22 protein-coding genes are annotated in these 25367 nt (G+C 74.5%); 16 read left to right on the top strand and 6 right to left on the bottom strand.

Annotation, left to right across the window (positions count from 1 at the left end):
- Positions 1-191 precede the first annotated feature (191 nt).
- The 10 genes from IF83_RS0124175 to IF83_RS0124125 all read left to right on the top strand — a co-directional run bounded on the left by IF83_RS0124175 (position 192) and on the right by IF83_RS0124125 (position 12039).
- Positions 192-1487: an SRPBCC domain-containing protein gene (locus IF83_RS0124175; protein WP_030547565.1), complete on the top strand. Its 1296-nt coding sequence runs from the start codon at positions 192-194 to the stop codon at positions 1485-1487.
- Positions 1488-1885: 398 nt separating this feature from the next.
- Positions 1886-2734, top strand: a complete 849-nt coding sequence (locus tag IF83_RS0124165; RefSeq protein WP_030547563.1) for an aldose epimerase family protein — start codon at positions 1886-1888, stop codon at positions 2732-2734.
- Positions 2735-2957: 223 nt separating this feature from the next.
- Positions 2958-3494, top strand: coding sequence for an orotate phosphoribosyltransferase (gene pyrE, locus IF83_RS0124160; protein WP_030547561.1), 537 nt, complete (start codon positions 2958-2960; stop codon positions 3492-3494).
- 629 nt (positions 3495-4123) lie between these two features.
- Positions 4124-5146: a class II fructose-bisphosphate aldolase gene (fbaA, locus tag IF83_RS0124155; RefSeq protein ID WP_030547559.1), complete on the top strand. Its 1023-nt coding sequence runs from the start codon at positions 4124-4126 to the stop codon at positions 5144-5146.
- Between the two features lie 261 nt (positions 5147-5407).
- The gene (locus tag IF83_RS0124150; protein ID WP_019707210.1) at positions 5408-5821 is read left to right on the top strand and encodes a DUF3151 domain-containing protein; all 414 of its coding nucleotides are present in this window, start codon (positions 5408-5410) and stop codon (positions 5819-5821) included.
- 201 nt (positions 5822-6022) lie between these two features.
- The gene (locus tag IF83_RS32535) at positions 6023-6868 is read left to right on the top strand and encodes a tryptophan 2,3-dioxygenase family protein (protein ID WP_030547557.1); all 846 of its coding nucleotides are present in this window, start codon (positions 6023-6025) and stop codon (positions 6866-6868) included.
- Entirely contained in the window at positions 6861-8504 is a 1644-nt protein-coding gene (locus tag IF83_RS30625) for a kynureninase (RefSeq protein WP_078843805.1), read from the top strand. Before IF83_RS32535 ends, IF83_RS30625 begins: the two co-directional genes overlap by 8 nt.
- The gene (locus IF83_RS0124135) at positions 8501-9535 is read left to right on the top strand and encodes an alpha/beta hydrolase family protein (protein ID WP_107046860.1); all 1035 of its coding nucleotides are present in this window, start codon (positions 8501-8503) and stop codon (positions 9533-9535) included. Before IF83_RS30625 ends, IF83_RS0124135 begins: the two co-directional genes overlap by 4 nt.
- 192 nt (positions 9536-9727) lie before the next feature.
- Positions 9728-11248 carry a sensor histidine kinase gene (locus tag IF83_RS0124130; RefSeq protein WP_078843803.1) on the top strand — a complete coding sequence of 507 codons (1521 nt, stop codon included), beginning with the start codon at positions 9728-9730 and terminating at the stop codon, positions 11246-11248.
- A 119-nt stretch (positions 11249-11367) separates the two neighbouring features.
- Positions 11368-12039, top strand: coding sequence for a response regulator (locus IF83_RS0124125; RefSeq protein WP_030547550.1), 672 nt, complete (start codon positions 11368-11370; stop codon positions 12037-12039).
- 418 nt (positions 12040-12457) lie between these two features.
- On the opposite strand, the gene IF83_RS0124120 is transcribed toward IF83_RS0124125, so the two are convergent.
- A complete protein-coding gene (locus tag IF83_RS0124120; protein ID WP_030547549.1) occupies positions 12458-14125 on the bottom strand; it encodes an ABC transporter permease in 1668 nt (555 codons plus the stop codon).
- Positions 14122-15099, bottom strand: a complete 978-nt coding sequence (locus IF83_RS0124115) for an ABC transporter ATP-binding protein (protein WP_051723292.1) — start codon at positions 15097-15099, stop codon at positions 14122-14124. Before IF83_RS0124115 ends, IF83_RS0124120 begins: the two co-directional genes overlap by 4 nt.
- A gap of 186 nt (positions 15100-15285) precedes the next feature.
- Between IF83_RS0124115 and IF83_RS0124110 the strand changes: the two genes are divergently transcribed.
- Entirely contained in the window at positions 15286-15876 is a 591-nt protein-coding gene (locus IF83_RS0124110; RefSeq protein WP_051723305.1) for a MarR family transcriptional regulator, read from the top strand.
- 306 nt (positions 15877-16182) lie between these two features.
- Here the strand turns inward: IF83_RS0124110 and IF83_RS0124105 are convergent, their stop codons facing one another.
- Positions 16183-17061 (bottom strand): diacylglycerol kinase family protein, encoded by an 879-nt coding sequence (locus tag IF83_RS0124105; RefSeq protein WP_030547542.1) that lies wholly within the window; start codon positions 17059-17061, stop codon positions 16183-16185.
- A gap of 176 nt (positions 17062-17237) precedes the next feature.
- On the opposite strand from IF83_RS0124105, the gene IF83_RS0124100 reads away from it, so the two are divergent.
- The 4 genes from IF83_RS0124100 (at position 17238) to IF83_RS0124080 (ending at position 20828) form a co-directional block, all read left to right on the top strand.
- Entirely contained in the window at positions 17238-18521 is a 1284-nt protein-coding gene (locus IF83_RS0124100; RefSeq protein WP_030547541.1) for an adenylosuccinate synthase, read from the top strand.
- Positions 18522-18721: 200 nt separating this feature from the next.
- Complete coding sequence (locus IF83_RS0124095) at positions 18722-19582, top strand: Scr1 family TA system antitoxin-like transcriptional regulator (protein WP_030547539.1); 861 nt, start codon at positions 18722-18724, stop codon at positions 19580-19582.
- Between the two features lie 4 nt (positions 19583-19586).
- Positions 19587-19787, top strand: coding sequence for a DUF397 domain-containing protein (locus IF83_RS0124090; protein WP_244177188.1), 201 nt, complete (start codon positions 19587-19589; stop codon positions 19785-19787).
- Between the two features lie 747 nt (positions 19788-20534).
- Positions 20535-20828, top strand: coding sequence for a hypothetical protein (locus IF83_RS0124080; RefSeq protein WP_051723288.1), 294 nt, complete (start codon positions 20535-20537; stop codon positions 20826-20828).
- A 112-nt stretch (positions 20829-20940) separates the two neighbouring features.
- Here IF83_RS0124080 and IF83_RS0124075 read toward each other — a convergent pair whose 3' ends face one another.
- The gene (locus IF83_RS0124075; RefSeq protein ID WP_208605937.1) at positions 20941-21381 is read right to left on the bottom strand and encodes a VOC family protein; all 441 of its coding nucleotides are present in this window, start codon (positions 21379-21381) and stop codon (positions 20941-20943) included.
- A gap of 206 nt (positions 21382-21587) precedes the next feature.
- Between IF83_RS0124075 and IF83_RS0124070 the strand changes: the two genes are divergently transcribed.
- Positions 21588-21830 (top strand): hypothetical protein, encoded by a 243-nt coding sequence (locus tag IF83_RS0124070; RefSeq protein ID WP_030547529.1) that lies wholly within the window; start codon positions 21588-21590, stop codon positions 21828-21830.
- Positions 21831-21869: 39 nt separating this feature from the next.
- On the opposite strand, the gene IF83_RS0124065 is transcribed toward IF83_RS0124070, so the two are convergent.
- Together IF83_RS0124065 and IF83_RS0124060 are read right to left on the bottom strand one after the other, a co-directional pair.
- Positions 21870-24011, bottom strand: a complete 2142-nt coding sequence (locus IF83_RS0124065) for a serine/threonine-protein kinase (protein WP_030547527.1) — start codon at positions 24009-24011, stop codon at positions 21870-21872.
- Between the two features lie 246 nt (positions 24012-24257).
- Positions 24258-25019, bottom strand: coding sequence for a DJ-1/PfpI family protein (locus IF83_RS0124060; protein ID WP_078843802.1), 762 nt, complete (start codon positions 25017-25019; stop codon positions 24258-24260).
- Positions 25020-25367 lie beyond the last annotated feature (348 nt).

Raw genomic sequence — 25367 nt, 5'->3', positions numbered from 1 at the left:
CCCGGAGGAGGCGGCCCGGCGGGCGGCGCGGCCCCGGGCGCGTCGCTCCAGTCGTGGAGCGGCTCCGGACGGGACGAGACGAGTAAGGGCGGCGGGCGGGCTGGGCACGACCGGGGGCGGGGCCGGGCGCGCCACCGGAAATGGCGCGGACACGGGTGCCGGAACGCGTCCGCTGGGTAGGCTCGGCTGCCATGGAGCATGAGGTGTTCGTTCCGTTTCCGCCCGGGACCGTACGGCAGGCGCTCGGCGACCCCGAGCGCGTCGCCCGCTGCGTCCCCGGATTCCAGTGGGACGCCGCGTCGGGTCCGAGCACGCTGGCGGGCCGGCTGCGGCTCCGCGCCGGCGGCTCGACCATCACGTATCACGGCACGATCCGTCTCGCCGAGCGGGACGGCGGCGAGCTGGCCCTCGACGCGGAGGGAACGGAGGCGCGCGGCGACGGTTCCGTCGAACTCGCTCTCGTCCTGCGGCTGAACGCCGCCGACGGCGGCACGTCCCTGGCGTGCGGCGGCACCGTGCGGAGCCGGGGGCGGCTCGCCGAGGTGGACGACAAGGCCGCGGCCTCCGCCGGACAGCGCCTGCTCGACCGGTTCGCCGCGGCGCTGGCCGCCGACCTGGAGGAGACCCCGGTCCGTCCGGCACCCCCCTCGGCTCCCGCGGCCTCCGGCGAGAACGGCGCCGGCACGGGCCGGCGCGCCGGACACGGCGACGGTGACGTCCCGGCCCCCGGCGGGCAGCGTCCAGGCGGCGCCGGCCGCGGCGGTGCGAACGGCGGCGGCAGCGGCAGCGACGGTGCGGCACCGGACGGCCGGGACGCCGGCGGCGACGGCTCCGGGAAGGAGACCGGACCGGCCGGTGGCGGCGAGGACGCCGGCGGTGCGGCCGGTGGAGAGGGCGGCGGCCTCGGCCGGGCCGACGACAACGAACCCGTCATCCCCGGCATCCCCTCCCCCGAGCCGGGCCCCGACGCGGCGACGCCGGCGCCGGACAAGAAGGCCGGGCCCGGGGAGAAGCCGGGAACCGGCGAGCCGGGGCCGGGCGAGGACTCCGGGCCGCGTGGGAAGTCCGGAGCCGGGCGGGAAGCCGGTGACAAGCCCCGCGGCGAGGAGCCCCGGGACAAGGAGCCCCGGCTGCCCGGCACGCCCGAAGCGGCGGGCGCCGCCGCCGAAGCCGGGGGCGGCACCGCGCCCGAGGCGGCGTCCGTCCACGAGACCGAGGTGCCGCCCTCCTCCCTCGACCCCCTCGCCGACGACCTCGTTGAAGCGGACGACGACACCCCGCCCGCCGAAGCGGCCCACGCCCGCCGCACCATGATCGGCCGCAGCGCCGAGGAGGTGGACCACGCGCCGCCCCGGGGCCGCTACGCCCCCGTACCGGCGCCCCAGCCCGCCTCGGCCGGTGACACCCTGCGCTGGGCGGCCCCGGTGGCCGCTGCCCTCGTCGCCTCGGCGGTGATCGTCAGCCGCGTCCTCCGCCGCAGGCGCTGACGGCCCGGGCGGAGAGCCGGCGGCCCGGGCAGGTGCCGGCGGCCCCGGCGGCCCGGGCGGTGCGGGCGGTGCCAGAGGGTCCCGCCCCGCCCGGCCGAAGGGCCGCGCGGACGCCACCGCAGCCGTCCATCGGCACACCGTCTCGGGCAACCGTCTCCGGCGCCTCGCGCCGGGCCCCGACGACCGTGTTGGGCCGCCGCCGCGTCAGGGTGCCGGCCGGAGTGGCCGGAGGGAAAGGCTGGACGTCAGCAGGCGGGGCGTGTGCCGGGTCCGGTGGCGGCGCCGGAGCCGGGGCCCCGGATCGCGGGGCGCCGTGGCGTCAACCCGCGTCCCTGGAGGCGGCCGTGGCGGAAAAGGCGGGGCCGCGCCGGGTGCCCGGACTCGCATAGGGTCGGTGTGTGAGCACTCACGAGACGACCGAAGCGGCCCCGGAGGCCGGAGTCCTGCTGGCGGCGGGCAACGCCGAGGTGACCGTACGGCCCGAGCTGGGCGGGCGGCTCGGTTCGCTGCGGATCGACGGCACCGAACTGCTGAGACAGGGCCCTCGATACGGTTCCTTCCCCATGGTGCCGTGGTGCGGCCGGACCGCGAACGGCGTGTTCCGCGACGGCGCCGAGCGGCATGAACTCCCGCTCAACTCCCCGCCCCACGCCATCCACGGCACCGGCCGCGACCAGGTGTGGCGGACCGTCCGCGCGGACGGCACGGCCGCCGTCCTCACCTACGACCTGGGCGACCCCTGGCCGTACACCGGCCGCGTCACCCAGCTCGTGGAGCTCGCCGAGGACGCTCTGACGCTGAAGATGGGCGTCGAGACCTACGGCAACTCCTTCCCGGCGCAGGCCGGCTGGCACCCCTGGTTCCTGCGGCACCTCGCCGGCGGGAGCGGGGGCAGCGGCGGCGCGGGTGAGGGCGAGAGCGTCCGGATCTCCTTCGACGCCGCCTGGCAGGAGGAGCGCGGCGAGGACCACCTCCCGACCGGCCGTCGGACCGAACCGCGCCCCGGACCGTGGGACGACTGCTTCGGCATGCCCGACGGCGTGGACGTCACCCTGACCTGGCCGGGGCGGCTGGAACTGCGGATCACCAGCCGGGCCGAGTGGGTCGTGGTCTACGACGAGCAGGACGAGGCCGTGTGCGTCGAGCCGCAGTCGGGGCCGCCCAACGGTCTCAACACGGCCCCGCGCCTGGTCACCCCGATCGACCCGCTGGAGATCTCCACCACGTGGCGCTGGCGCCGGCTCTGAGCCGGGCCGCTTCGCCCGCGCTGCTCCGGCCCGCGTGCTGCTCCGACCCGCACTGCTCCGGCTGCCGTTGCTCCGGCCCGGCCCCGCCCGTACCGCTGTTGCCGGTCGCGCCGCCGCCCGTCCCGCTGCCATCGGTTCCCGCGCGGCCCGGGGACGGCCGGTGCGCGGCCCGGTGCCACCGGTGCCGGGGGCGGGTGCCGGGGCCCCGGATAGTCTCGTGGCCATGACCGACGTGCGTGATGCCCTGCTGCGGCAGATCAAGGACAAGGCCGTGGTGCACGGCAAGGTGACCCTCTCCTCGGGCCGGGAGGCCGACTTCTACATCGACCTCCGCCGGATCACCCTGGACGGCGAGGCCGCCCCGCTCGCCGGGCAGGTGATGCTCGACCTCACCGCCGATCTGGAGTACGACGCGGTGGGCGGGCTGACGCTGGGCGCCGACCCGGTGGCGACGTCGATGATGCACGCCGCCGCGGCGCGCGGGCGCCGGCTCGACGCCTTCGTCGTGCGGAAGGCGCACAAGGCGCACGGGCTGCAGCGGCGCATCGAGGGCCCGGACATCAAGGGCCGCCGGGTGCTGATCGTCGAGGACACCTCCACCACGGGCGGTTCCCCGCTCACGGCCGTCGAGGCGGCGCGTGAGGCGGGGGCCGAGGTGGTGGCGGTCGCGGTGATCGTGGAGCGCGGCGCGGCGGCCGCGATCGCGGAGGCCGGACTGCCGTACTACCAGGCGTACGGGCTGGACGACCTGGGGCTCTGAGACACCGGCGGGGCCGCCGGACCACCGAGCCGCAGACCACCGAGCCGCAGACCACCGAGCCACCGGACCACCGAGCCACCGAAGGCCGGACCGCCGGCCAGGTGGGGCGGCTGGGCAGCGCGGCGGCCGGGGGGCGTCCGGAGCCGGGTGGCCGGGCCACCCCGTCCGGGCTGCCGAGCCGTTGGACTGCCGGACTGCCGGACTGCCGGGCACATGGTGATCTCCGGGCTGCCGGGCCGTACGGACCCTCGGGCCCGGACCGCCCGGACCGCCCGGACCGCCCGGACCGCCCGGAGCGCCCGGACCGTCCGGAGCGCCCGGGCCTCGGTCGTGCCCGGCCCGTTCCGGTCACCCGTCCGGCCCGCCCCGCTTGCGGCCCGTCCGGCGGTCGTCGCCGTCCCGTTCGGCCCTTCCGGGCCCGGGGTCGAAGGGGCCAGAATCCGCCCCGCGAACGGGAGTTCAGCCACGGTCGGGGGGTTTCACGTGAAACCCTCACCGCCGCGTCCGGTTCGTCCGCTTGGGTGGTGTGGAGCGGAACGCCGTATCTGGGAGGATGACCCCCAGACGATGATGTCGCCCCTAGGTCAGGGCCTACTCGAATAACCGGCACATTCACAAGGAGCCGACAGATGCCTATCGCAACCCCCGAGGTCTACAACGAGATGCTCGACCGGGCGAAGGCAGGCAAGTTCGCCTACCCGGCCATCAACGTGACCTCGTCCCAGACCCTGCACGCGGCCCTCCGCGGTTTCGCCGAGGCCGAGAGCGACGGCATCGTCCAGATCTCCACCGGCGGTGCCGAGTTCCTCGGCGGCCAGTACAGCAAGGACATGGTCACCGGCGCGGTCGCGCTGGCCGAGTTCGCGCACATCGTCGCCGAGAAGTACCCGGTCAACATCGCGCTGCACACCGACCACTGCCCCAAGGGCAAGCTCGACGGCTACGTACGGCCGCTGCTCAAGCTCTCGCAGGAGCGCGTCGCCGCCGGCCGCAACCCGCTGTTCCAGTCCCACATGTGGGACGGCTCCGCCGAGATCCTGGACGACAACCTCGCCATCGCGCGCGAGCTGCTCGCCGAGGCCGTCAAGGCCAAGATCATCCTTGAGGTCGAGATCACCCCGACCGGCGGCGAGGAGGACGGCGTCTCGCACGAGATCAACGACGAGCTCTACACCACCGTCTCCGACGTGGAGCGGACCGCCGAGGCGCTGGGCTTCGGCGAGAACGGCCGCTATCTGCTGGCCGCCTCCTTCGGCAACGTGCACGGCGTCTACAAGCCGGGCAACGTCGTCCTCCGCCCCGACCTGCTGCGCGAGCTCCAGGACGGCGTGGCCGCGAAGGCCGGCAAGGCCGACCCGTTCGACTTCGTCTTCCACGGCGGCTCCGGCTCCACCGAGCAGGAGATCCTGACCGCGCTGGAGAACGGTGTCGTCAAGATGAACCTCGACACGGACACCCAGTACGCCTTCACGCGCCCGGTCGCGGACCACATGTTCCGCAACTACGACGGTGTGCTGAAGGTCGACGGCGAGGTCGGCGACAAGAAGACCTACGACCCGCGCAGCTGGGGCAAGAAGGCCGAGGAGGGCATGGCGCAGCGCGTCGCGCAGGCCTGCTCCCACCTCCGCTCCACCGGCACCAAGCTGAAGTAACCGCCTGAAGCGACCCGCCGCGGTGCCGTACCGGCTCACCGGCGGCGGCCTCACCGGCGGCGGCGCCGCGCCGCGCAGTGCGCACCGGAAGCCCGGTGGCCGCGACCGTAGAGGTCCCGGCCGCCGGGCTTCCGTGCGTCCGGGCTCCCCGCGGCGGAGCCCGTACCACGGGCCGCGTTACGGGCCGCGCCACGGGCCGCGCCACGGGCCGCACCCCACCGCGCCCGTCCGTTCCGCGCGCCCGGCAGGCAGACTGGGCGCATGGCCACACACGAGAACCTGCTCGGGGGACCGCCCCCGACCCGCCTGCCCGACGACCCGGAGCCCCGCGAACTGCTCGCCTCCGGCTCGGCCCCCGCCGAGGTCGCCGCCAAGTACCCGTCCTCCTCGCTGGCCTGGGCCCAGCTCGCCGACGAGGCGTACGAGAACGGCCGCGTGGTCGAGTCGTACGCCTACGCCCGCACCGGCTACCACCGGGGCCTGGACTCCCTGCGCCGCAACGGCTGGAAGGGCCACGGACCGGTCCCGTTCGAGCACGAGCCGAACAGGGGCTTCCTGCGCTCCCTGCACGCCCTCGCGCGCGCCGCCCAGGCGATCGGGGAGCAGGAGGAGTACGAGCGCTGCAGCACCTTCCTGCGCGAGTCCTCGCCGACCGCCGCCGAGACCCTCGGCTGAGCGGCGCGACGACGTCTCCCGTCCGGGCCGGCCGTGCTCACACGGCCGGCCCTTGCCGTGGCGCCCGCGGCCACGGATGATGCGCGGAGGGTTCCGCTCCGCGCCGACCGTGCGGGCGGGATCCGAGAGGGGACCGGGGCTCCGATGCCGAGAGGAAGGGGCGGACCGCTACCCGGGAGCACGCAGTACGAGGAGACAGCGATGTCGACGGCACAGCACGACCTGCCCGAAGCCGGTTCGGAGACCCCGAACCTCGACTTCCGGGGCACCACCCCCTACGAGGACTACGTCAAGGCGGACGTCCTCACCCACCTGCAGCACCCGCTCTCCGACGAGCCGGGCGAGATGGTCTTCCTGGTGACCACCCAGGTGATGGAGCTGTGGTTCACCGTGATCGTCCACGAATGGGAGACGGCCGCGCAGGCCCTCCGCCGGGACGACCTGCCGGTGGCCATGGCGGCGCTCAAGCGGTCCGAGTACGAGCTGCGCGCGCTCAACGCCTCCTGGGAGCCGCTCGCGCACATCACCCCCGCCCAGTTCAACGCCTACCGGGGCGCGCTCGGCGAGGGCTCCGGTTTCCAGTCCGCGATGTACCGGCGGATGGAGTTCCTGCTGGGCGACAAGTCGGCGTCCATGCTCGTACCGCACCGGGGGGCGCCCCGCGTGCACGCCGAGCTGGAGAAGGCGCTCGGCGAGCCCGGCCTCTACGACGAGGTGCTGCGGCTGCTCGCCCGGCGCGGCCACGCCGTCCCGGCCGAGGTGCTCGAACGCGACCTCACCCTGCGCTATGACCCGCACCCGGCCGTCGAGGAGATCTGGGCGCGGATCTACTCCGGCTCCCAGGAGGACGAACTGGTGCAGCTCGGCGAGGCGCTGACCGAGGTCGCCGAGCTGGTGTGGCGCTGGAAGAACGACCATCTGGTGGCGACCCGGCGGGCCATGGGCGCCAAGACCGGCACGGGCGGCTCCCCGGGCGTCTCCTGGCTGGAGAAGCGGGCCCGGCGGAACGTCTTCCCCGAGCTGTGGACGGCGCGCAGCCATGTCTGAGACCACGGACCAGCGCTCCGCGGGTTCCGCCGGGGCGGCGGGCACCGCCGGGGCCGCGGATGACCCCGGGGCGGCGGACGACGCGACCGCGCTCGCCGGCCGGGCCGCACGGCTGGACGCCGGTGACCCGCTGGCGGGGCTCCGCGCCCGCTTCCTGCTGGAGCGGCCCTCCGACGGGAACGCCGCCGTCTACCTCGACGGCAACTCTCTCGGGGCGCTGCCCGCCGGTGTGCCCGGCCGCGTCGCCGAGGTGGTCGAGCACGAGTGGGGGCGGATGCGCATCCGCTCCTGGACGGAGAGCGGCTGGTGGGAGGCGCCGGAGCGGATCGGCGACCGGATCGCGCCGCTCGTCGGCGCCGCGCCCGGCCAGATCGTGGTCGGCGACTCCACCAGCGTCAACCTCTTCAAGGCCGTCGTCGCGGCCGTACGGATCGCGCAGGAAGGTGCCCCGGGCACCCTCGGCGGCTCCGGTGCGGCGGGAGCCGGAGGCGCCCCCGGCACGGCTGGTGCCCCGGGATCCGCTGGAGTCGCCGGCGGGCACGGCGGCCTGCCGTCCGCGCCGGCCGCCGACGGACCGCTGGCGCGGGCCGGTTCGCTGCCGCAGGCGGCGGGGGCCGGAGCTGGCGGCGGGGAGCCGGGAGGTCAGCCCGGCGGTGCGGGTTCCGGGCCGGTGCGCGACGAGATCCTCGTCGACGCGGAGACCTTCCCCACGGACGGCTACATCGCCGAGTCGGCCGCGCGCATGACCGGCTGCCGCATCCGCGCCGTCCCCGCCGGGGAGATCGGCGCGGCCTGCGGGCCGCGCACGGCCGTGGCGCTGGTCAACCACGTCGACTACCGCACCGGGCGGCTGCACGACCTGCCCGGCACGACCGCGGCCGCGCACGCGGCGGGCGCCCTGGTGGTGTGGGACCTCTGCCACAGCGCGGGCGCCCTGCCCGTCGGGCTCGACGCGCACGGCGTGGACCTGGCCGTCGGCTGCACGTACAAGTACCTCAACGGCGGGCCGGGTTCACCGGCCTTCCTCTACGTGCGGCGCGAGCTCCAGTCCCGCTTCGACTCCCCGCTGCCGGGCTGGAACTCGCACGCCGACCCGTTCGGGATGGCGCCCTCGTACGCGCCCGCCGGCGGTGCCCTGCGCGGCCGCGTCGGCACCCCGGACATCCTGTCGATGCTGGCGCTGGAAACGGCGCTGGAGGTGTGGGACGGGATCGCGGTGGAGGACGTCCGGGCCAAGAGCCTGGCGCTCACGGACTTCTTCCTGGAGTGCGTGGCAGCGTACGTGCCGCCGGGGCGGGTGGAGTGCGTGACGCCCGCCGCGCACGCCGAGCGGGGCAGCCAGGTCGCGCTGCGCTGCGAGGACGCGGACGAGGTCATGCGGGAGCTCATCGCGCGCGGGGTCGTCGGCGACTTCCGCCGCCCGGACGTCCTCCGCTTCGGCTTCACCCCGCTCTACGTGGGCTACGCCGACGCGGAACGGGCGGCGCGGGTGCTGGCGGACGTCCTGGCCGAACGCCACCCGGGCGGGGGCTTGCCAGGAACCTCCGGACCTTCCGGCGCCCCGGCTCCGGAAGGCCGGGACGCCGCAGCGGACACCGCAGCGGACGCGGCACGGGACCCCGGATCCGGGGCATGACCGCACCGGACGACAGCCCCGGCGGGCGCCACCAGGTGCCCGCCGGGGCGGTTCCCGACGCCACGGATGAGGCCGTCCGTGCCGCCGCCGAGGCGGAGGAGACCGCGCTGCTCGGTCTGGCGCCGGAAGCGCCGCGGCGCACCGTGAGCTACGGCCCGCACCCGTCCCAGCTGATCGACTACTACCTGCCGGACGACACGGACGACACAGACGGCACGGACGGCGCCCGGGAACCGGGACTCCGGGTGACGGTCCTGCACGGCGGCTTCTGGCGCGAGGCGTACGACCGCACCCATCTGTCGCCGTTCGCCGCCGCGTTGGCCCGGCACGGCTTCGCGGTGGCACTGGCCGAGTACCGCCGGGCCGGGGGCGGCGGCGGCTGGCCCGCGACCTTCGAGGACGTCTCCCGGATCGTCGCCACGGCCTGGGAGGACCAGGACACCCGGAACGGCGGCCCCGACGGCGCCCCGCGCACCGGCCGTCCGTCCACCGGAGCGAGCGACCGCGGTCGGCACGTGCTGCTCGGGCACTCCGCCGGTGGCCATCTCGCCCTCTGGGCGGCGGCCGTGTGTACGGGCGTGGGGGCCGGGCGCGCGGCCGAGGCGGGAACGGACGGACCCGCGCAGTCCGCGCGCCGGACCCCGGCGGTATCCGCCGCCCCCGACTGCGTCGTGGCCGTCGCGCCGGTCGCCGCGCTGGGGCGGGCCCATGAACTGGGGCTGAGCCGGGGAGCGGTCGCCGGGCTGCTCGGCGGGGCCGGCGCGGTGGCGGAACTCCTGCCGCTGACCGACCCGTTGCTGCTGCCTCCCCCGGCCGCGCCGGTGACGATCCTGCACGGCACCGCCGACCCGGACGTACCCCTCGCACTCTCCCGTGCATACGCCGCCGCCGCGCGCCGGGCCGGTGCGCGGGTGGAGCTCCGGGAGCGGCCCGGCAGCGGGCACTACGCACCGCTCACCCCGGGCACCGCCGCCTTCGGCGAACTGCTGGACGCGCTGCGGGGTTTCCCACCGGAGACCGCCGCAGGGTGAACCGTGAGCTGCCGGGGGACGGGAAGACGGGGCCGGGGCCGGGCAGGCGAGAACCGCGCAAGCGCGGGACCGGCCCGGACCGGGCATGAGCAGGGATGACGTCTCCGGCCCCGGGTCATCCTCAAGTCGTATGCCGGGAAGTCCGCATTCACGGTGACGACGCCGGGGGCCCGCGTGCGTAGCGTTCACCGTATGAACGAGACGACGCCGACTCCGGCCTGGACCGAGTCACGGATAGCCCGGACGGTCTGGGACACCTTGCGGCAGGACCTCCTCCGGGACATCTGGGCGTTCCGGCCCCTCCCCCCGGTCAGCGCGGCGCGTCTGCGGCAGCGCCCGCTGCTGCGGCGGCTGGGCGGCCGCTGGCTGACGCACTGGCTCGTCGGGTCCCTGGCGCTGTTCCTGCTGCTGCTGGACATGACCGCGGCGCCCTGGGAGCGGCCCACTTTCCTGGTGGTGATCCTCGGGCTGGCCCAGACGGTGCCGCTGATGCTCGCTCTGTTCCGGCCGCTGGGCGCCTGGTGGGTGTCGCTCGGTGTCTTCCTCTTCATGACGGTGACGTCCGGATGGCAGGGGCCGGGGGTTCTGGCGCTGCTGGGCGTGATGGTCGTGGTCGCGCTGCGGTCCCGGCCCCGGGTCGCCCTGGAGATGTGGGCGATCGCCGTGCTGTCCGTGGGTTTGGCCGCCCTCGTCTTCCACCCCGGGAACGCCTATGTGGTCTTCCCGGTGGCGATCTTCTCCGGCTGTGTCCTCGGCACGGTGGTCGCGCTGCGCGGCTGGTGGCTGGCGCGGAACCGGGTGGAGGAGCAGGAGACGCTGGTCGCGGACGTGCGCGGCAAGCACACCGCGCTGGAGGAGCGGGCCCGGATCGCGCGTGAGCTGCACGACGTGGTGGCCCACCACATGTCGGTGATCGCGATCCAGGCCGAGGCGGCCCCGTACCGCGTCGAGAACCCCCCGGAGGAACTGACCCGCAGCTTCGGCACCATCCGGGAGAGCGCCGTCGAAGCCCTGTCCGAGCTGCGCCGCGTGCTGGGCGTGCTGCGGTTCGAGGGCGCCGGGTCCCTGGGTGTGCCGGACGCGCCGCAGCCGGACCTGTCCCGCCTCGACGAACTCGTCCAGGGCGTCCGGGACGTGGGCCTGGACGTGGAGATCGCCCGCACGGGCGCGGAGCGGCCGCTGCCGCAGGGTGTGGAACTGTCGGCGTACCGGATCGTCCAGGAGGCGCTGAGCAACGCGCTGCGGCACGCCCCGGGTTCGCGGGTGCGGGTCGAACTGTCCTACGTCCTGACGGGCATCGGGCTGCGCATCGTCAACACGGCGCCGACCGGGCCGGTGTCCCCGTCGCCCGGGATGGGGCACGGCGTGACGGGCATGCGGGAGCGGGCCGTGATGCTGGGCGGCGAACTGAGGGCCGAACCGACGGTCGAGGGCGGATTCGAGGTCACGGCCTTCCTGCCCGCCGGACCGGCCGAGAACGAGGAGCGCGGGACGCCCGGCGGGCGCGGCACGGGCGCGGGCACGGTCCCGGGCACGAGTACGGCCCCGGGCGAGGGCGCGGGCGAGCCCCGGCCCGGGCGGGAACCGGCGCCGCTGCGCCCGCACACCCCGGTGGCCCTGACCAAGACGGACCCGGACGGCCCGGAGAGCGCGGACCGCGCCGACCGCACCGACCGCACCGACCGCACCGACCGTTCGGAGGGCCGCTCGTGACGCACGCCGACGCCGCCGCCGGCGGCCACGGCCCCGCCTCCGCCCCGGACCACGGCACACCCGCCCCCGGCCCGGACTCCAGCCCGGCCCCCGTCCCCGTCCGGGACCCCTCCGCCCCCATCCGCGTCCTGATCGCCGACGACCAGGCGATGGTGCGGGAGGGCTTCTCCGTCCTCCTCGGCGCCCAGCCGGGCATCGAGGTGGTCGGCGAGGCGGTGGACGGCGAGCAGGCGGCCGTGCGGGCGGCGCGCCTGCGGCCCGACGTCGTGCTGATGGACGTCCGGATGCCCGGCACCAACGGTCTGGAGGCCACCCGGCGGATCGCGGCCGAGCGCGAGGAGGGCGGCCGCCCGCGCGTGCTGATCCTCACCACCTTCGACCTCGACGAGTACGTCTACGAGGCGCTGCGCGCCGGTGCCAGCGGCTTCCTGCTCAAGGACGCCTCGGCCCGCCAACTCGCCGACGCCGTACGCATCGTGGCGGCGGGCGAGGCCCTGCTGGCGCCCACCGTCACCAAACGGCTGCTCGCCGAGTTCACCCGCCTCGGCGCCCCCCGCGCCCCGCGCATGGACCGCATCCGGGATCTCACCGAGCGGGAAACGGAGGTGCTGGCGCTCATCGCGCAGGGGCTCTCCAACGGGGAGATCGCGGCCCGGCTGACGGTCTCGGAGGCGACGGTGAAGACCCACGTGAGCCGCGTCCTGGTCAAGCTCGGCCTGCGGGACCGCACCCAGGCCGCCGTCTTCGCGTACGAGATCGGCCTGGTCACCCCGGGCGGCGGCAGCGTGTGAGCCGGGGCGGGTCCGGCCGCCGGCGGGAGGCGGCGGGAGGCGGCGGGAAGCGTCGGGAGACGGCGGGAAGCGTCGGGAGACGGCGGGAAGGGGCGGAAGGCGGCACGGGCGGTGGCGGCCGGGCCTCCGACCCGTCGTCGTATACGCCGGCTTGCGCCGATCTGTTCGCGGTGGCCGGAACTCTTGTCCACAGGCTGTGGACAAGACGTGCCCGGTGGAAACCCTGGCCTCTTGGGTGCGAGGGCGTCGCTGCCTCCGGTGGGCAAACCAGGATAAAACGTCAGCAACGCCCTCGACGTCAGCGCCCGGTGACCATCACCCGGCACGGCCCCGGCACGGCGACGGCTCCGGCACGGCGAACGGCCCCGGCGCGGGGAAGCCGCCGGGGCCGTCGTCACAACACGTCGGAGCACGCCGTCTACTTGGTCTCCAGGTCCCGCCGCCGGAAGCCCAGCAGCCCCAGCCACACCAGCCCCGCCGCGAGCGCGGTCAGGATCAGCAGCGGTGGCCACTCCAGGTCGGCGGCGGGCAGTTGCGGCACATGGCCGAACGGCGAGAGGTTGTTCAGCCAGTCGGCGAACTGGAGCATCTGCCCCAGGTAGCCGACGACGAACGAGTACACCGGGATGAGCCAGGCCAGCGTGCCGTACCGCGGCACCCAGCCGAAGAGCGCGACCGCGAACCCGATGGTGAACCAGAGCGCCGGCGCGTAGGCGATCGCGGCTCCCGTCAGTTTCCACACCAGGTCGCCGTCCCCGGTCGCCGCGGCCCCCATGATGCCGAAGCCGAGACCGGCCACGGCCAGCAGGACGACACCGCCGACCGCCGCCACGGCGAGGTGGCTCAGCACCCAGCGGGTCCGCGACAGCCCCGTGGCGAGCAGGGGTTCGGCGCGCCCCGCGCTCTCCTCGGCGCGCGGCCGCAGGGCGGCCATCACCACGTAGACGGAGACGACGATGGCGAGGATGAGAGCGATCATCGAGGCGAAGGACTCGGTGATCGTCGCCCCGCCCAGGGCCTCGATGGCCTCCTGGATCTCCTGCAGGTCCTTGAGCATGTCCTCGGCGTCCCCGAGGACCGATCCGTACATGACGCCCAGCGCGAAGACGCCCGCGCCGAAGCCGGTCAGCATCCCGCGGTGCAGCCGGAGCGCGAAGCCCACGGGCCGGGTCAGCAGGTCCGAGGCGGCCGGGCGGCCGAGCCGGGTGGGCCGCAGCCCGGCGCCCACGTCGCGCCGGGTGCTCAGCGGGAACGCCACGGCGGCGAGCAGGGCGGCGAAGGCGAGGGCCACCAGCAGCGGCCACCAGCGGTCGTCGACGTAGGGGTAGGTGCGCTGGGCCCAGCCGATCGGCGACATCCAGGACAGCGCCTCCGTGCCGACGTCGCCGGTGGCGCGCAGGGCGTAGGCGAGGCCGATCACGGCGAGCGCCATCCCGGAGGCGCCCCGGGAGTGCGCGGTGATCTGGACGGTGATGGCGGCGACGGCGGCGAAGACGATGCCGGCCGCCGCGTGCGCGAAGCCGTAGAGCAGCGAGCCGCCCCAGCCGATCGACTCGACGCCCATGACGGCCAGGCCCGCGCCGAACAGGAGGGCCAGGGCGACGTTGGCGACGACGGCCACGCCCAGCGCGGCGGCCAGTTGGGCGTGGCGGCCGACGACCGTGGAGCGGATGAGCTCGGCCCGGCCGGTCTCCTCCTCGGCGCGGGTGTGCCGGGAGATGACGAGCACGCTCATGATGCCGACCAGGACGGCGGTGAAGCCGAGCATCTGGTGGCCCATCATCGAGCCGAAGGTGTAGTCGGTGAGGTAGTGGCGCGGACCCGAGGTGGCGATACCGGCGGCGCTGCCCATGGTCTCGGCGGTCGAGGCGCGCTCGGCCTCGGTGGTGTAGAGGCCGCTCAGGCTGTTCGCCGTGAGCATCGTCCCGAGGGTCAGCGAGAGCAGCCACACGGGGAGCCGGATCCGGTCCCGGCGCAGCCCGAAGCGGAACAGGACGCCGGTGCCGGCCAGGGCGGCGGAGCGCGCGGTGGCGGGCGGGTGCGGCGCCGGGGTCCGCGGTGCGGCTGCGGTGGCGGTGCCGGTCATCGGTTGCCTCCGTCGCCCGCGGTGCCGCCGGTGCCGGTCCCCTGGCCGGTGCCGCTGTCGCCGTCGCCCACGGGGTGGCCGTTGGCGGCGAGTTCGTCGCCGTAGTGGCGCAGCATCAGCTCTTCGAGGGTCGGCGGGTGGCTGGTCAGGATGTGGATGCCGAACTCGCTCAGCTTGCGGACGGCGCCGTCCAGGTGGGTGCCGTCGACGGCGAAGCGGACCCGGGTGCCGTCGATCACCGGCGTGTGGATGCCCGGCAGTTCGGCGAGTCCGGTCACGGGCCGCTCGGTCTCGGCCTCGACGGTCGTCCGCGTGAGGTGGCGCATCTCGCTGAGCGTGCCGGACTGGACGGTCTGCCCCTTGCGGATGATGCTCACGCGGTCGCACAGCTTCTCGACCTGGGCCAGGATGTGGCTGGAGAGGAGCACGGTCTTGCCCGCGGCCTTCGCCTGGAAGATCACGTCCTGGAAGACCACCTCCATCAGCGGGTCGAGCCCGGCGGTCGGCTCGTCGAGCAGCAGCAGTTCGGCGTCCGAGGCGAGCGCGGCGACGATCGCGACCTTCTGCCGGTTGCCCTTGGAGTAGGCGCGGCCCTTCTTGGTCGGGTCGAGGTCGAAGCGTTCGACGAGCTCGTCGCGGCGCTTCTTGTCGAGGCCGCCGCGGAGCCGGGAGAGCAGATCGATGGCCTCGCCGCCGGTGAGGTTCGGCCACAGCTCGACATCCCCCGGGACGTAGGCGAGCCGGCGGTGCAGCTCGACGGCGTCGTGCCAGGGATCTTTCCCCAGCAGCCGCGCGGCGCCGCTGTCGGCGCGGAGCAGTCCGAGAAGCACACGGATCGCGGTGGACTTTCCGGCGCCGTTGGGGCCGAGGAAGCCGTGCACTTCACCGGTCTCGACGGCCAGGTCGAGGCCGTCCAGTGCGTGGGTCCGGCCGAACGACTTGTGGAGGCCGGCTACGGAGATTGCCTTCGTCATGGTTCTGAAGCTACGCGCACTTCACAAACTTGTGAAGTTAAGGAACCATATAAACTCGGCCCTCACCTCCAGGACGCTGATCAACTGATCGAGGGAGATGGAGCGGACGTGACCGACGAGCCGACCAGGTGGCCGCCGCAATCGCCGACGCCGACGCCGACGCCGGCACCGGCGCAGTCGCAACCGGTGCAGGCGCAACCGGCGCAGGCGGAGCCGGCGCGGACGCAGGCCCAGCCGCAGGGGCCGGCCGGCCCGGATCCGGAAGGGCTGTCCCGTTTCGTGGAGCGCTTCGCCTCGGAACTCGTCGAGGCCGGGGTGCCGCGGATGCCGGCCCGGGTCTTCGCGGCGCTGATGGCCTCCGAGCACGGCCATCTCACCGCCGCCGAACTGGGGGAGCAGCTTCAGGTCAGCCCGGCCGCGGTCTCCGGCGCGATCCGGTACCTCAGCCAGGTCCAACTGATCAGCCGGGAGCGCGAACCGGGCTCGCGGCGCGAGCGCTACCGGCTCCACGACGACCAGTGGTACCTCTCCTTCAGCCGCCGGAACGAGGTCCTGCTCCGCTGGGAGAACACCTTGCGCACGGGCGTCGTGGCGCTCGGCCCCGGCAGCGCGGCGGGGCAGCGGCTCGAAGAGACGCTGGACTTCTTCGAGTTCCTCCGCCGGGAGATGGCGGCGATGCTGGACCGCTGGATCGAGCACCGTGACAAGCGGCACCGTGGGCAGCGGCACGGGGAGCGGCCGCACGGGGACGGGGACGGGGACGGGGACGCCGGCTGAGCGGTTCTCCGCACCGTTCCGGCCGCCCCGTCCGCCCCGTCCGCTCCCGCCGCCTCGCCTCGCCCGCTCCGGCCGTCCGCTGCGGTCCCCCCTAGCGTGCTCTGGCCATCCCGTGCCCTCCGCCCGTCCCGTCCGCTCCGTCCGTTTGTCAGTCCGGGCCGTTCCAGCCGTCCTGTCCGACCCGGCCGCTCCAGCCGGCCCGTCCGTGCGGGCCACGCCGGCCGTGTCCGCCCCGACTGCCCGGTCTGCCCCGACTGCCCGTCCGCAGCGCGGCGGGACCGCGGCGTGACCGCGGCGGACCCGGGCTCAGGACCGGCCCGAGGCCGGGGCCGGGTGCGGAAGGGTCAGCCGCAGGGCTCCGGGGCGCACCGTCCAGGTGCGGGTGCGGACCGGGCCGCCGACCACCGCGTCGGCCCGGTAGCGGAAGTCGGGCCCGGAGACGGTCACCGTCCGGGCGCGCGCCGAGACCGGCGCCCCGTCCCGGTCGTCGTCCGCCGGCCGGATGACGACCCGCGCCATTCCGCCGAACACCGACACCGACACGTCCCGCACCGGCCGGTCGAGGTCCACGAGCACCACCCCGTCCGCCTCCACGCGCAGCCGGTGCCGGCCCGCCCCGTCGCCGTTCCGCCCCTCGTCACCCGCGGTGCCGTTCGCCCGGCGGTGGCCGCGCACCAGCTCGCGGCAGCCCCGCAGCGCCGGCTGCCACCAGGGCGTACGGGCCGCGACCCCGCCGTCCGTGCACGGGATGCTCAGCCCGCCGATCACCACCCCGTCGCTGTCGTCGACCAGTAGATCGAGCCGCCGCTCCGTGCCCTCCAGCACCACCCGGGCCGCCGGCACCGCGCCCAGCGGCACCCCCAGCTCCCGCGCCAGCGCGGTCGACCGGGCCGAGGCCCCGACGGGCACGAAGGCCAGCGCCGCGTCCGCCAGCTCCCGTTCGCGGTGCAGCAGCCCCACGATCCGGCGCAGCGCCAGGTCGTCGCCGACCACCACCGGACGCCGCCGCCCCCGGTGCGCCAGATGCCGGGCCACGTCCTCCGGGCCGTCCGGGAGGCAGACCTTGGCGGACGCTCCCGCACACAGCACGTCCCGCACGATGCGGACCGATTCGGCGTCGTCGCGGCGGGCCACGGGGTCGATGACGATGAGCAGGGGGCGTTCGCCGGGTGCTGGAGCCGACACCTCGGTCCTTCCTCAGGTAATCTCTCGGTGCAAGAGCCCCTGTCGCTGTCTTGCGCCAGGGGCTTCGTCCAATCCGGGGCACCGGTTCGACGCTCAGCGGACGACGCGCGCCGAAAACGCCGCGCGACCGCCGCCGTGCACGTTGGACATGCCCCGCCCGGAAGGGGTGTACGCCTGTGCCCGCACTTGTGCTGCTCGGTGCTCAGTGGGGTGACGAGGGCAAAGGGAAGGCCACCGACCTGCTCGGCGGCTCCGTGGACTATGTGGTGCGCTACCAGGGCGGCAACAACGCCGGCCACACCGTCGTCGTCGGCGACCAGAAGTACGCGCTGCATCTCCTCCCCTCCGGCATCCTCTCGCCGGGGTGCACCCCGGTCATCGGCAACGGCGTCGTGGTCGACCCGGCGGTCCTGCTCTCCGAGCTGAGCGGACTCCAGGAGCGCGGCGTCGACACGTCGAAGCTGCTGCTCAGCGGTAACGCGCACCTGATCACGCCGTACCACACGACCGTGGACAAGGTGACCGAACGTTTCCTCGGGAAGCGGAAGATCGGCACCACCGGCCGCGGCATCGGCCCGACCTACGCCGACAAGATCAACCGGGTCGGCATCCGCGTGCAGGACCTCTTCGACGAGTCGATCCTGCGGCAGAAGGTCGAGGCGGCCCTCGACTTCAAGAACCAGATGCTGGTCAAGCTCTACAACCGGCGCGCCATCGCCGCCGACCAGGTGCTGGAGGAACTGCTCGGCTACGCGGACGAGCTGCGCGGCTTCGTCGCCGACACCACCCTGATCCTCAACAACGCCATCGACGAGGGCAAGGTCGTCCTCTTCGAGGGCGGCCAGGGCACCCTGCTCGACGTGGACCACGGCACGTACCCCTTCGTCACCTCCTCCAACCCGACCGCGGGCGGAGCCTGCACCGGCGCCGGCGTCGGCCCGACGAAGATCAGCCGGGTCATCGGCATCCTCAAGGCGTACACGACCCGCGTCGGCGCCGGCCCGTTCCCGACCGAGCTGTTCGACGAGGACGGCGAGGCGCTGCGCCGCATCGGCGGCGAGCGGGGTGTGACGACGGGCCGCGACCGCCGCTGCGGCTGGTTCGACGCGGTGATCGCCCGCTACGCCACCCGCGTCAACGGCCTCACCGACTTCTTCCTCACCAAGCTCGACGTCCTCACCGGCTGGGAGCAGATCCCGGTCTGCGTGGCGTACGAGATCGACGGCAAGCGCGTCGAGGAACTCCCGTACAACCAGACCGACTTCCACCACGCGAAGCCGGTCTACGAGATGCTGCCGGGCTGGTCCGAGGACATCAGCAAGGCCAAGACGTTCTCCGACCTGCCGAAGAACGCCCAGCGGTACGTCAAGGCCCTGGAGGAGATGTCGGGCGCCCCGATCTCCGCCATCGGCGTCGGCCCGGGCCGCACGGAGACGATCGAGATCAACTCCTTCCTCTGATCCCCGGAGCGCCGTGCCCGGGGGATGTCCACCGCTCCGCCGGGCACGGCAGTCCGTGTGCTTCCGGCTGCCCCGTTCCCGGTCGTCCGGCTTCCGGCTGTCCGGTTCCACGGCCCGGCTGACGGTGGACTCCCCGTCCCTCGGCATGGCGCCGGTCCCGCTGTCCTACGCTGGGGCGCCATGACGGAGGGGAGCGGCTGATGCCGGTCAGAAAGCCGGCGACGGAGCGGCAGCGGCGGCTCGGGGCGGAGTTGCGCAAGATGCGCGAGCGGGCCGGGCTGACCATCAACGAGGCCGCCGCCATGCACCGCACGGACCGGACCACCGTGAGCAACGTCGAGTCCGGCCGCTTCGGGGTGAGTGCCGACCGTGTACGTGTCTGGGCGGCCAACTACTCGTGTCACGAGACCCCGTACATTGACGCGCTCGCCGAGATGGCCAGAGAACGTCGTGCCGGAGCCACCAAGTGGTGGGACGAGTACCGAGACGTGCTCGTCTCGACACTGCTCGACCTCGCGGAGTTGGAGGACTGCGCCGTGGCTCTTCGCGCGGCACAGATCACGCACATGCCCGGGCTGCTGCAGCACGAGGAGTACGTGCGGGCCGTCTTCGGCGAGGCGGTCCCGCCGATGGCACCGGACGACTTCGAGCGCAAGCTCACCTTCCGGCTCAGGCGTTCCGGTGTGCTCGGCAAGCCGCAACCTCCCGAGTGCCGCTTCATCATTCACGAAGCGGCTCTGCGGATGGAGTTCGGTGGCCGGAAGACGGTCGGGACTCAGTTGCGGCACTTGCTGGAGGAATCCGAGCGGGAGAACGTGACGGTTCGTGTTCTGCCGTTCGCGGCCGGCGGGTTCCCCGCTGCGGCGAGTTCGACTCTTTACGCGCATGGGCCGGTCGCGGAGCTCGACACGGTGCAGACCGACACCCCGGTCGGGTCGTCGTTCCTGGACGCGGAGACCCATCTGGCCAACTACCGCGCGGTGTTGGACCGTATGGAAGAGCGCGCCCTCAGCCCGAGCCGGTCGCGAGACTTCATCCGCGATGTGGTGCAGCAACTATGAAAGCGTGGAAAGAGTGGATATACGGTGGCAAAAGTCGTCGTTCTCGGAGCAGCCGGAAGGTAACTGCCTGGAGCTCGCGGCAGGCGAAGCTGTGGTCCTGATGCGAGAGAGCGATGCCCCGGAGGGCGTCATCGTGACGACACCGGAGCGGCTTCGCGCGTTCGTCGCCGGAGTCAAAGCCGGCGAGTTCGACGCGCTTCTCTGACTCGCGCTGTCGATTTCCGGACCTGCGTTCGCCCTGGTGGACGTTCTTTCACCCCGTGGTGTGGCGAGACATATGCCATATCGAGTTCGCTCTTACAACACGTTGTAAATGGCGATTGTTTGTCGCTAGCGTTTTCACGACTCGCGGAACGTGCAAGCTGGTTGCCGCGCAGACGCAAGGTGCCCCGGCGGCGTTGCAGCGCCCCGGGGCGTGGCCAACGCTTAACAGGAGCGTCAGCATGAACCACCGTATCCGGCATGCCCTCCGGCGGACACTCGCCCGGTTCCGCGCGCCGCTCGCCCCCGCCACGGGGCGGCGGCGCGCGACCGGGGCGGCGCCCGTCCCGCCTGCCGTGTCCGCCCCGGCGCCGGCCCGGGAAACACGTACTGCCGCCGGCCTGCGGCTTGTCGTCCGGGCCGTCGATCCTCCGTACCGGTTGGGGCGGCTGCGGCCGCACCCCTGGCCGGAGGCTCGGCCGTACCACCGGCCCGTGGAACTGCCGGTTCGGGGCGGCGGTGGCCGGCGGACCGGCGCGTCCGCAGGGTCCGTAGGGTCCGGTCCCTCCGTCCACGAGCGACACCAGGCGCGGCGCCGGGCCGCGCTCGCGTACGCGATGGACGGGATCATCGCCGGATCCGAGACCGTTCGGGCCTACGACCTCGGGGCGGCGCTCCTCGCACGGGCTGCCGGAGGCCCGGGCGGCGGGTCGGACGGCCGGTCGGCTCCCGGCGCGGGGGTGGCGGCCTGATGAGCACCGGGACCTCGGACAACTCCAGCCCCGCGCAGGGACTGTGCGTCAGCCGCGTGCCCGGCAAGCCGGTGGTGTGGGAGGCGGACGGCCGGATCGCCGTCCCGCTGTGGCTGCGGCAGGACGGCCGGTTCGACTCCGACCTCGCCCTGCGGCTCTCCGTCGCCGAGGCGGAGATGCTGCACGCGCAGCTCTGCTACGCCCTCGCCGACGAGCCCGTGACGACCCCGCCGGACGGCACGCCGTACTGCCGGAGCCGCGAGCGGGAGGACGCGGCGGTGCGCCGTCCGTAGACGGCCCCGCGAACGGTGGTGGTCCGGGCAGGCGCCGTCCATGCCCTGCCCGGACCGCCCCGCGGCCGTACCCGCCGCGTGGGAGCCCTGGCCCCGGTGCGGCAGGCACGGTTCACTCCGGCGTCGGGAGCGCGAAGTCCGGGATGCGCGCCAGGACGTCCAGGTAGTGCGCGTTGTACATGACGCCCAGGACGTTGCCGAAGGGGTCGGTCACGGATGCCGTCACGAAGCCCTCCCCGCGGGGGGTGACGGGCTGGTACTCCTTGGCGCCCATCGCCAGCAGGCGCTCCACGGCGGCCGTCACGTCGTCCACGTGCCAGTGGACGATGGCGCCGCCCGGGCCTTCGGCCGCTGCAGCGGGAGGCGCGTAGCGGCGGTCGATCAGGCCGAGTTCGGCCTGGAAGTCGCCGAGACGGAACTCGGCGTAGGCGAGCTTGCCGTCCGGGCCCGAGCGCTCGAAGTACGGTCTGATGCCGAGCAGTTCGCTGTACCAGCTCTTCGCCGCCTCGACGTCGTCCGCCCAGAAACTGACGGTTGCCAGACCTCGCAGCATGATCGTTGATCCTTCCGTCACCGCGAGACCCTCCGCTCGCGCCCGTACAGCCACGCTAGGGGCCCTTGCGGACAGGACAGGTCCTCAACGCGCGGCCGGCCGGGGCGGCGGTCGAGACGGGTCCCGGTCTCGGGCACGGACCGGCGTCCGGACAGGGCGGCCCCTACAGTCGAGGAGCACACCCACGTTGCTCCGGGAGAGCCCGCATGGCCGATCAGCGCGTTGCCTTCCGCGTCCACTACACGTCCGATGACGGCGGTTACACCGCCCTGGAGCCGGTAACAGGCACCACGAGTTGGGGCAGGGACCTCGCGGGAGCCAAGGCGATGATCACGGAAGCCCTGGATCTGTACTTCGCCGAGGTCTCCCGGGAGCATGCCGAGGCCGTCACCGCCCGGTGTGCCGATGCCTGGTTCGGTGATGTCGACGTCACGGTGCGAGCCGACTGACGCCGGTGGTCTCCCGGACCACCGGATCGGCTTCCCGTGTCAGTCGATCCGCGTGTAGACCAAGGGCTTCTCGGTGCCCTCCGAGAAGACGCGGCGGATGCTGCCGTCGGGCTCCAGTTCCAGGGTGGTGACCGGGCCCGGCCGGCAGGCCGTGTCCGGCTGGGCGACCTCCACGGTGGACGCCGACAGTTCGACCGGAGGGCCGCCGTCCCGCAGCCGGGCACTGAACTCGCAGTGGTAGCCGGGGCCGTCGGCGTCCAGCCGGAAGACCGGGTCGCCGGCGTCGCCCTGCACGAGGGTGAAGCGGCGGACGTCCTGCTCGGCCGTGCCGAAGGCCGCCTCCCAGGTGCCCAGGTACTCCTGCGGTACGGCGCCGGGCGTGGGTCGCGGCGAGGGTGAGCCGGAGCCGGCGTCGGGGTCCGTGTCCGGGTCCGGGCTGTTCGGGTCCTCCGGGGCGCCGGCCTGGCGGCCCGACGCGTGGTCCCGGTTCTGGCCGGCGGCGCCGTCGTCCTTGAGCAGGGTGTAGACGGTCGTGCCGCCGATGACCGCCACCGCCAGGGCCACCGCCGTGACCAGTGCGCTTATGCGCCAGTGGCGGCCGGCCCGGCCGGAGCCGTCGTGCGGCACGTGGTCCGGCCGGTACGGGGGGAGGTAGCCCGGCGTGGTGTTGTACTGCCGGGTGCCGTAGCCGTAGCCGGAACCGGGGGGCGGCGGGCCGTAGTACGGCGTGGAGGCGGGCGGCGCGGAGCTTGCGGTCGGGGGAGGCGGCGGGGGCGGGAACTTCGGGGAGCCCGGGGAGTCCGGGGAGTGCGAGCTCGCGGTGGGCGCCGTGGGCGCGGTGGGCGTGGTGTGCCGGCGGGGGCTTTCCTGTTCGGCCTGGGCGGCGTGGTGGCCGTACGCGCCGTGTGCGTCGTAACCGCCGGGGGCACCGTGTCCGTTCGGGCCGACCCTGCCGTTCGGGCCGACCGTGCTGTTCTCACGGCCGTTGCCGTACGGACCGTTGCCGTACGGGCCGTTGCCCGGAGTATTGCCCGGGCCGCCGTACGGGCCGTCGCCCGGACTGCCGTTCGGGCCGCCGGCCGGGGTGTGCTCCGGCGTCGGCTCGTACGGCCGTTCCCGTGCCTGGTCCCCTGCCGGTTCCGCTCCGTGCAGCAGGCCGTGACCGTTCCCGTACGCGTGTCCGGTTCCGGCCGCGGGGCGGTCCGCCGCGGGAGCAGCCGCCGGATCCGCTGCGGGTGCCGGGGCCGGGCCGCCGTCGGACGACGCCGGGTCCTCCGCGTCCAGCAGCCGTACGGCGTGCCGTCCGAGCTGGGCGACCACCCGGCCCGGGAGCCACGGCTCCAGCGCGCGGCCGTCGCCCAGCGTCGCGTCCGCGCCCGAGCGCTCCCGGAGCTCGGCGGGGGCGGGCCGTCCGGCCGGGTCCTTGCGCAGGCAGTCCGTCACCAACTCCCGCAAGCCGTCCGGGAGTCCGTCCAGATCCGGCTCCTCCCGCGCGATCCGGTACAGCATCGCCGGGACCCCGCTCTCCGCACCGCCGAACGGCTGGCGCCCCGTCGCCGCGTGCACCAGCACCGAGCCGAGACAGAAGACGTCACAGGCGGGCGTGATGCGTTCGCCGTGCACCTGTTCGGGCGCCATGAAGCCGGGGGAGCCGATCATCGCGCCGGTGCGGGTCAGGCCGCCGTCCGCGACGGTCTCCAGGGCGCGGGCGATGCCGAAGTCGATGACGCGCGGGCCGTCGATGGTCACCAGGACGTTCGACGGCTTGAGGTCGCGGTGCACCAGCCCGGCCGCGTGGATGTCCTCCAGGGCGGCGGCCAGCGACGCCGCCAGGATGCGCACGGACCGCTCCGGCAGCGGACCGTGCTCACCGATCAGCCGTTGCAGCGACGGCCCGGCGATGTAGCCGGTCGCCACCCACGGCAGCGCCGCCTCCGTGTCCGCGTCCAGCACGGGCGCCGTCCACCGGCCGCCCACCCGGCGCGCGGCCCGCACCTCCTGCCGGAAGCGGTCCCGGAACTCCCCCTGCGCCGCCAGCTCCTGCCGTACGAGCTTGACCGCGACGGTGCGCCCCCGGTCGGAGCGGGCGAGGTAGACCCGGCCCATGCCCCCCGCGCCGAGGCGGCCCAGCAGCCGGTACGCGCCGATCCGCTGCGGGTCGCCCTCCCTCAGCTCATCCATAAGCCCCGCGCCCTTCCCCCCTGGTGCTCCGCCGACACAGGGGGAGAATAGGGCGAGACGTCCGATGGCGGGACGACTGCGCGCTCAGCGACCCCCGATTGTGTCCATCCCGTCCACGAGCCGTTCCGGAACCCGTACCGTTTCCTCCGGTCACCGGGGCCTCGCGGACGTCCTGCCGCCTCCCCGGACCGGGCTTCGTCGCCGCACGCGGTTCCGTCTCCCCCGGGCGGCTCCCGGCAGCGGCCCTCAGCCCCGGCCGGCTCCCGGAGCCGGAGCCGGGCCGGACTCCGCGCCGGGATGCGGCGTCTCCGCCGTGCCGTTCACGGCTCCCCCCGTGCCGTCGTCGCCGTCCCCGTCGTGGTCCGCGGCCGCCCGTTCCGCCGCGCTCATCAGGACGGGGAAGGCGGTCGGGTCCGAGGACGCGTACAGCCGGAACCAGGCGTCCAGGACGTGCGGTTCCATGAGGTCCAGCTCGGCGGCGATCTCGCGGGCGAAGGCCACCGGCTCGGTTGGTCCGGCGGTGATCAGGCCGCGGTCCCGGACGGCGTCCGCGTCGCGGTAACGCTCGTGGCCCCGGTAGCCGGGCTGGTGGGCCAGGTACTCGGCCACGGCGCTGGTGTGGTCGCGGTCGTCGAGCAGGCCCGCGCGGGCGAGTCCGGCCGTGCCGCCGCAGATGGCGGCCACCGGGACGCCCGCGTCGAGGAAGGCGCCGGCCGCGGCGGCGAACGGGGCCAGCTCCTCGCCCGCGTCCCAGGGTCGCGCCCCCGGCAGGATCAGCAGCGAGCTGTCCCCGGGGCGCAGCGCGTCCAGGGCCATGTCGGGCAGGAGCCGCACACCGCCGATGGTGGTGACGGGCCGGCCGGGCCCGCCGGGCGAGACGGTCCGGACCTCGACCGGGCGGCGGGGGGCGCGGTGGTAGCCGGTCTCGCGGAGGACGGCGGTGGCGTAGCCGAACTCCCAGTCGGCGAGGGCGTCGTAGACGGCGAGGTGCACGGTGGTGCTGCTCATCTCTTCTCCCGTGTCCGGACCCGGCGTTCCCGGGCGGCGGTGGCGGGCGGTGGGCGCGCGGGGCGTGCGGTATCCCGGCCGCCCTCGACAGCACGCTGTCAATCCGGCCCCGCGCTGTCCATCGGAGAAGGGCGTACGGGTCTCCGCCGCGAGGCCGGGCCGGGCCCGGCCGGTGGGAGGACGGGGGCGGGGAGCCGGGAGCCGCCCCGGAGCGCGCCCGGAGATTTCCCCGCCGCCCCGGTGAACGGAAGCCGCCCCCGCCCCGTATCCATGGGTGCAACCGCCGCGGAGGCCGAGGAAGGGCGGGCGGCTCTCGACGAGGAGCCGCCGGTCGCCTCCGCGCATACG

Source organism: Streptomyces albus subsp. albus (genome assembly GCF_000719865.1).
GTDB lineage: Bacteria > Actinomycetota > Actinomycetes > Streptomycetales > Streptomycetaceae > Streptomyces > Streptomyces albus_E.
The sequence above is the reverse complement of the archived record's forward strand: the minus strand, read 5'-3'. Positions and strand labels throughout refer to the sequence as shown.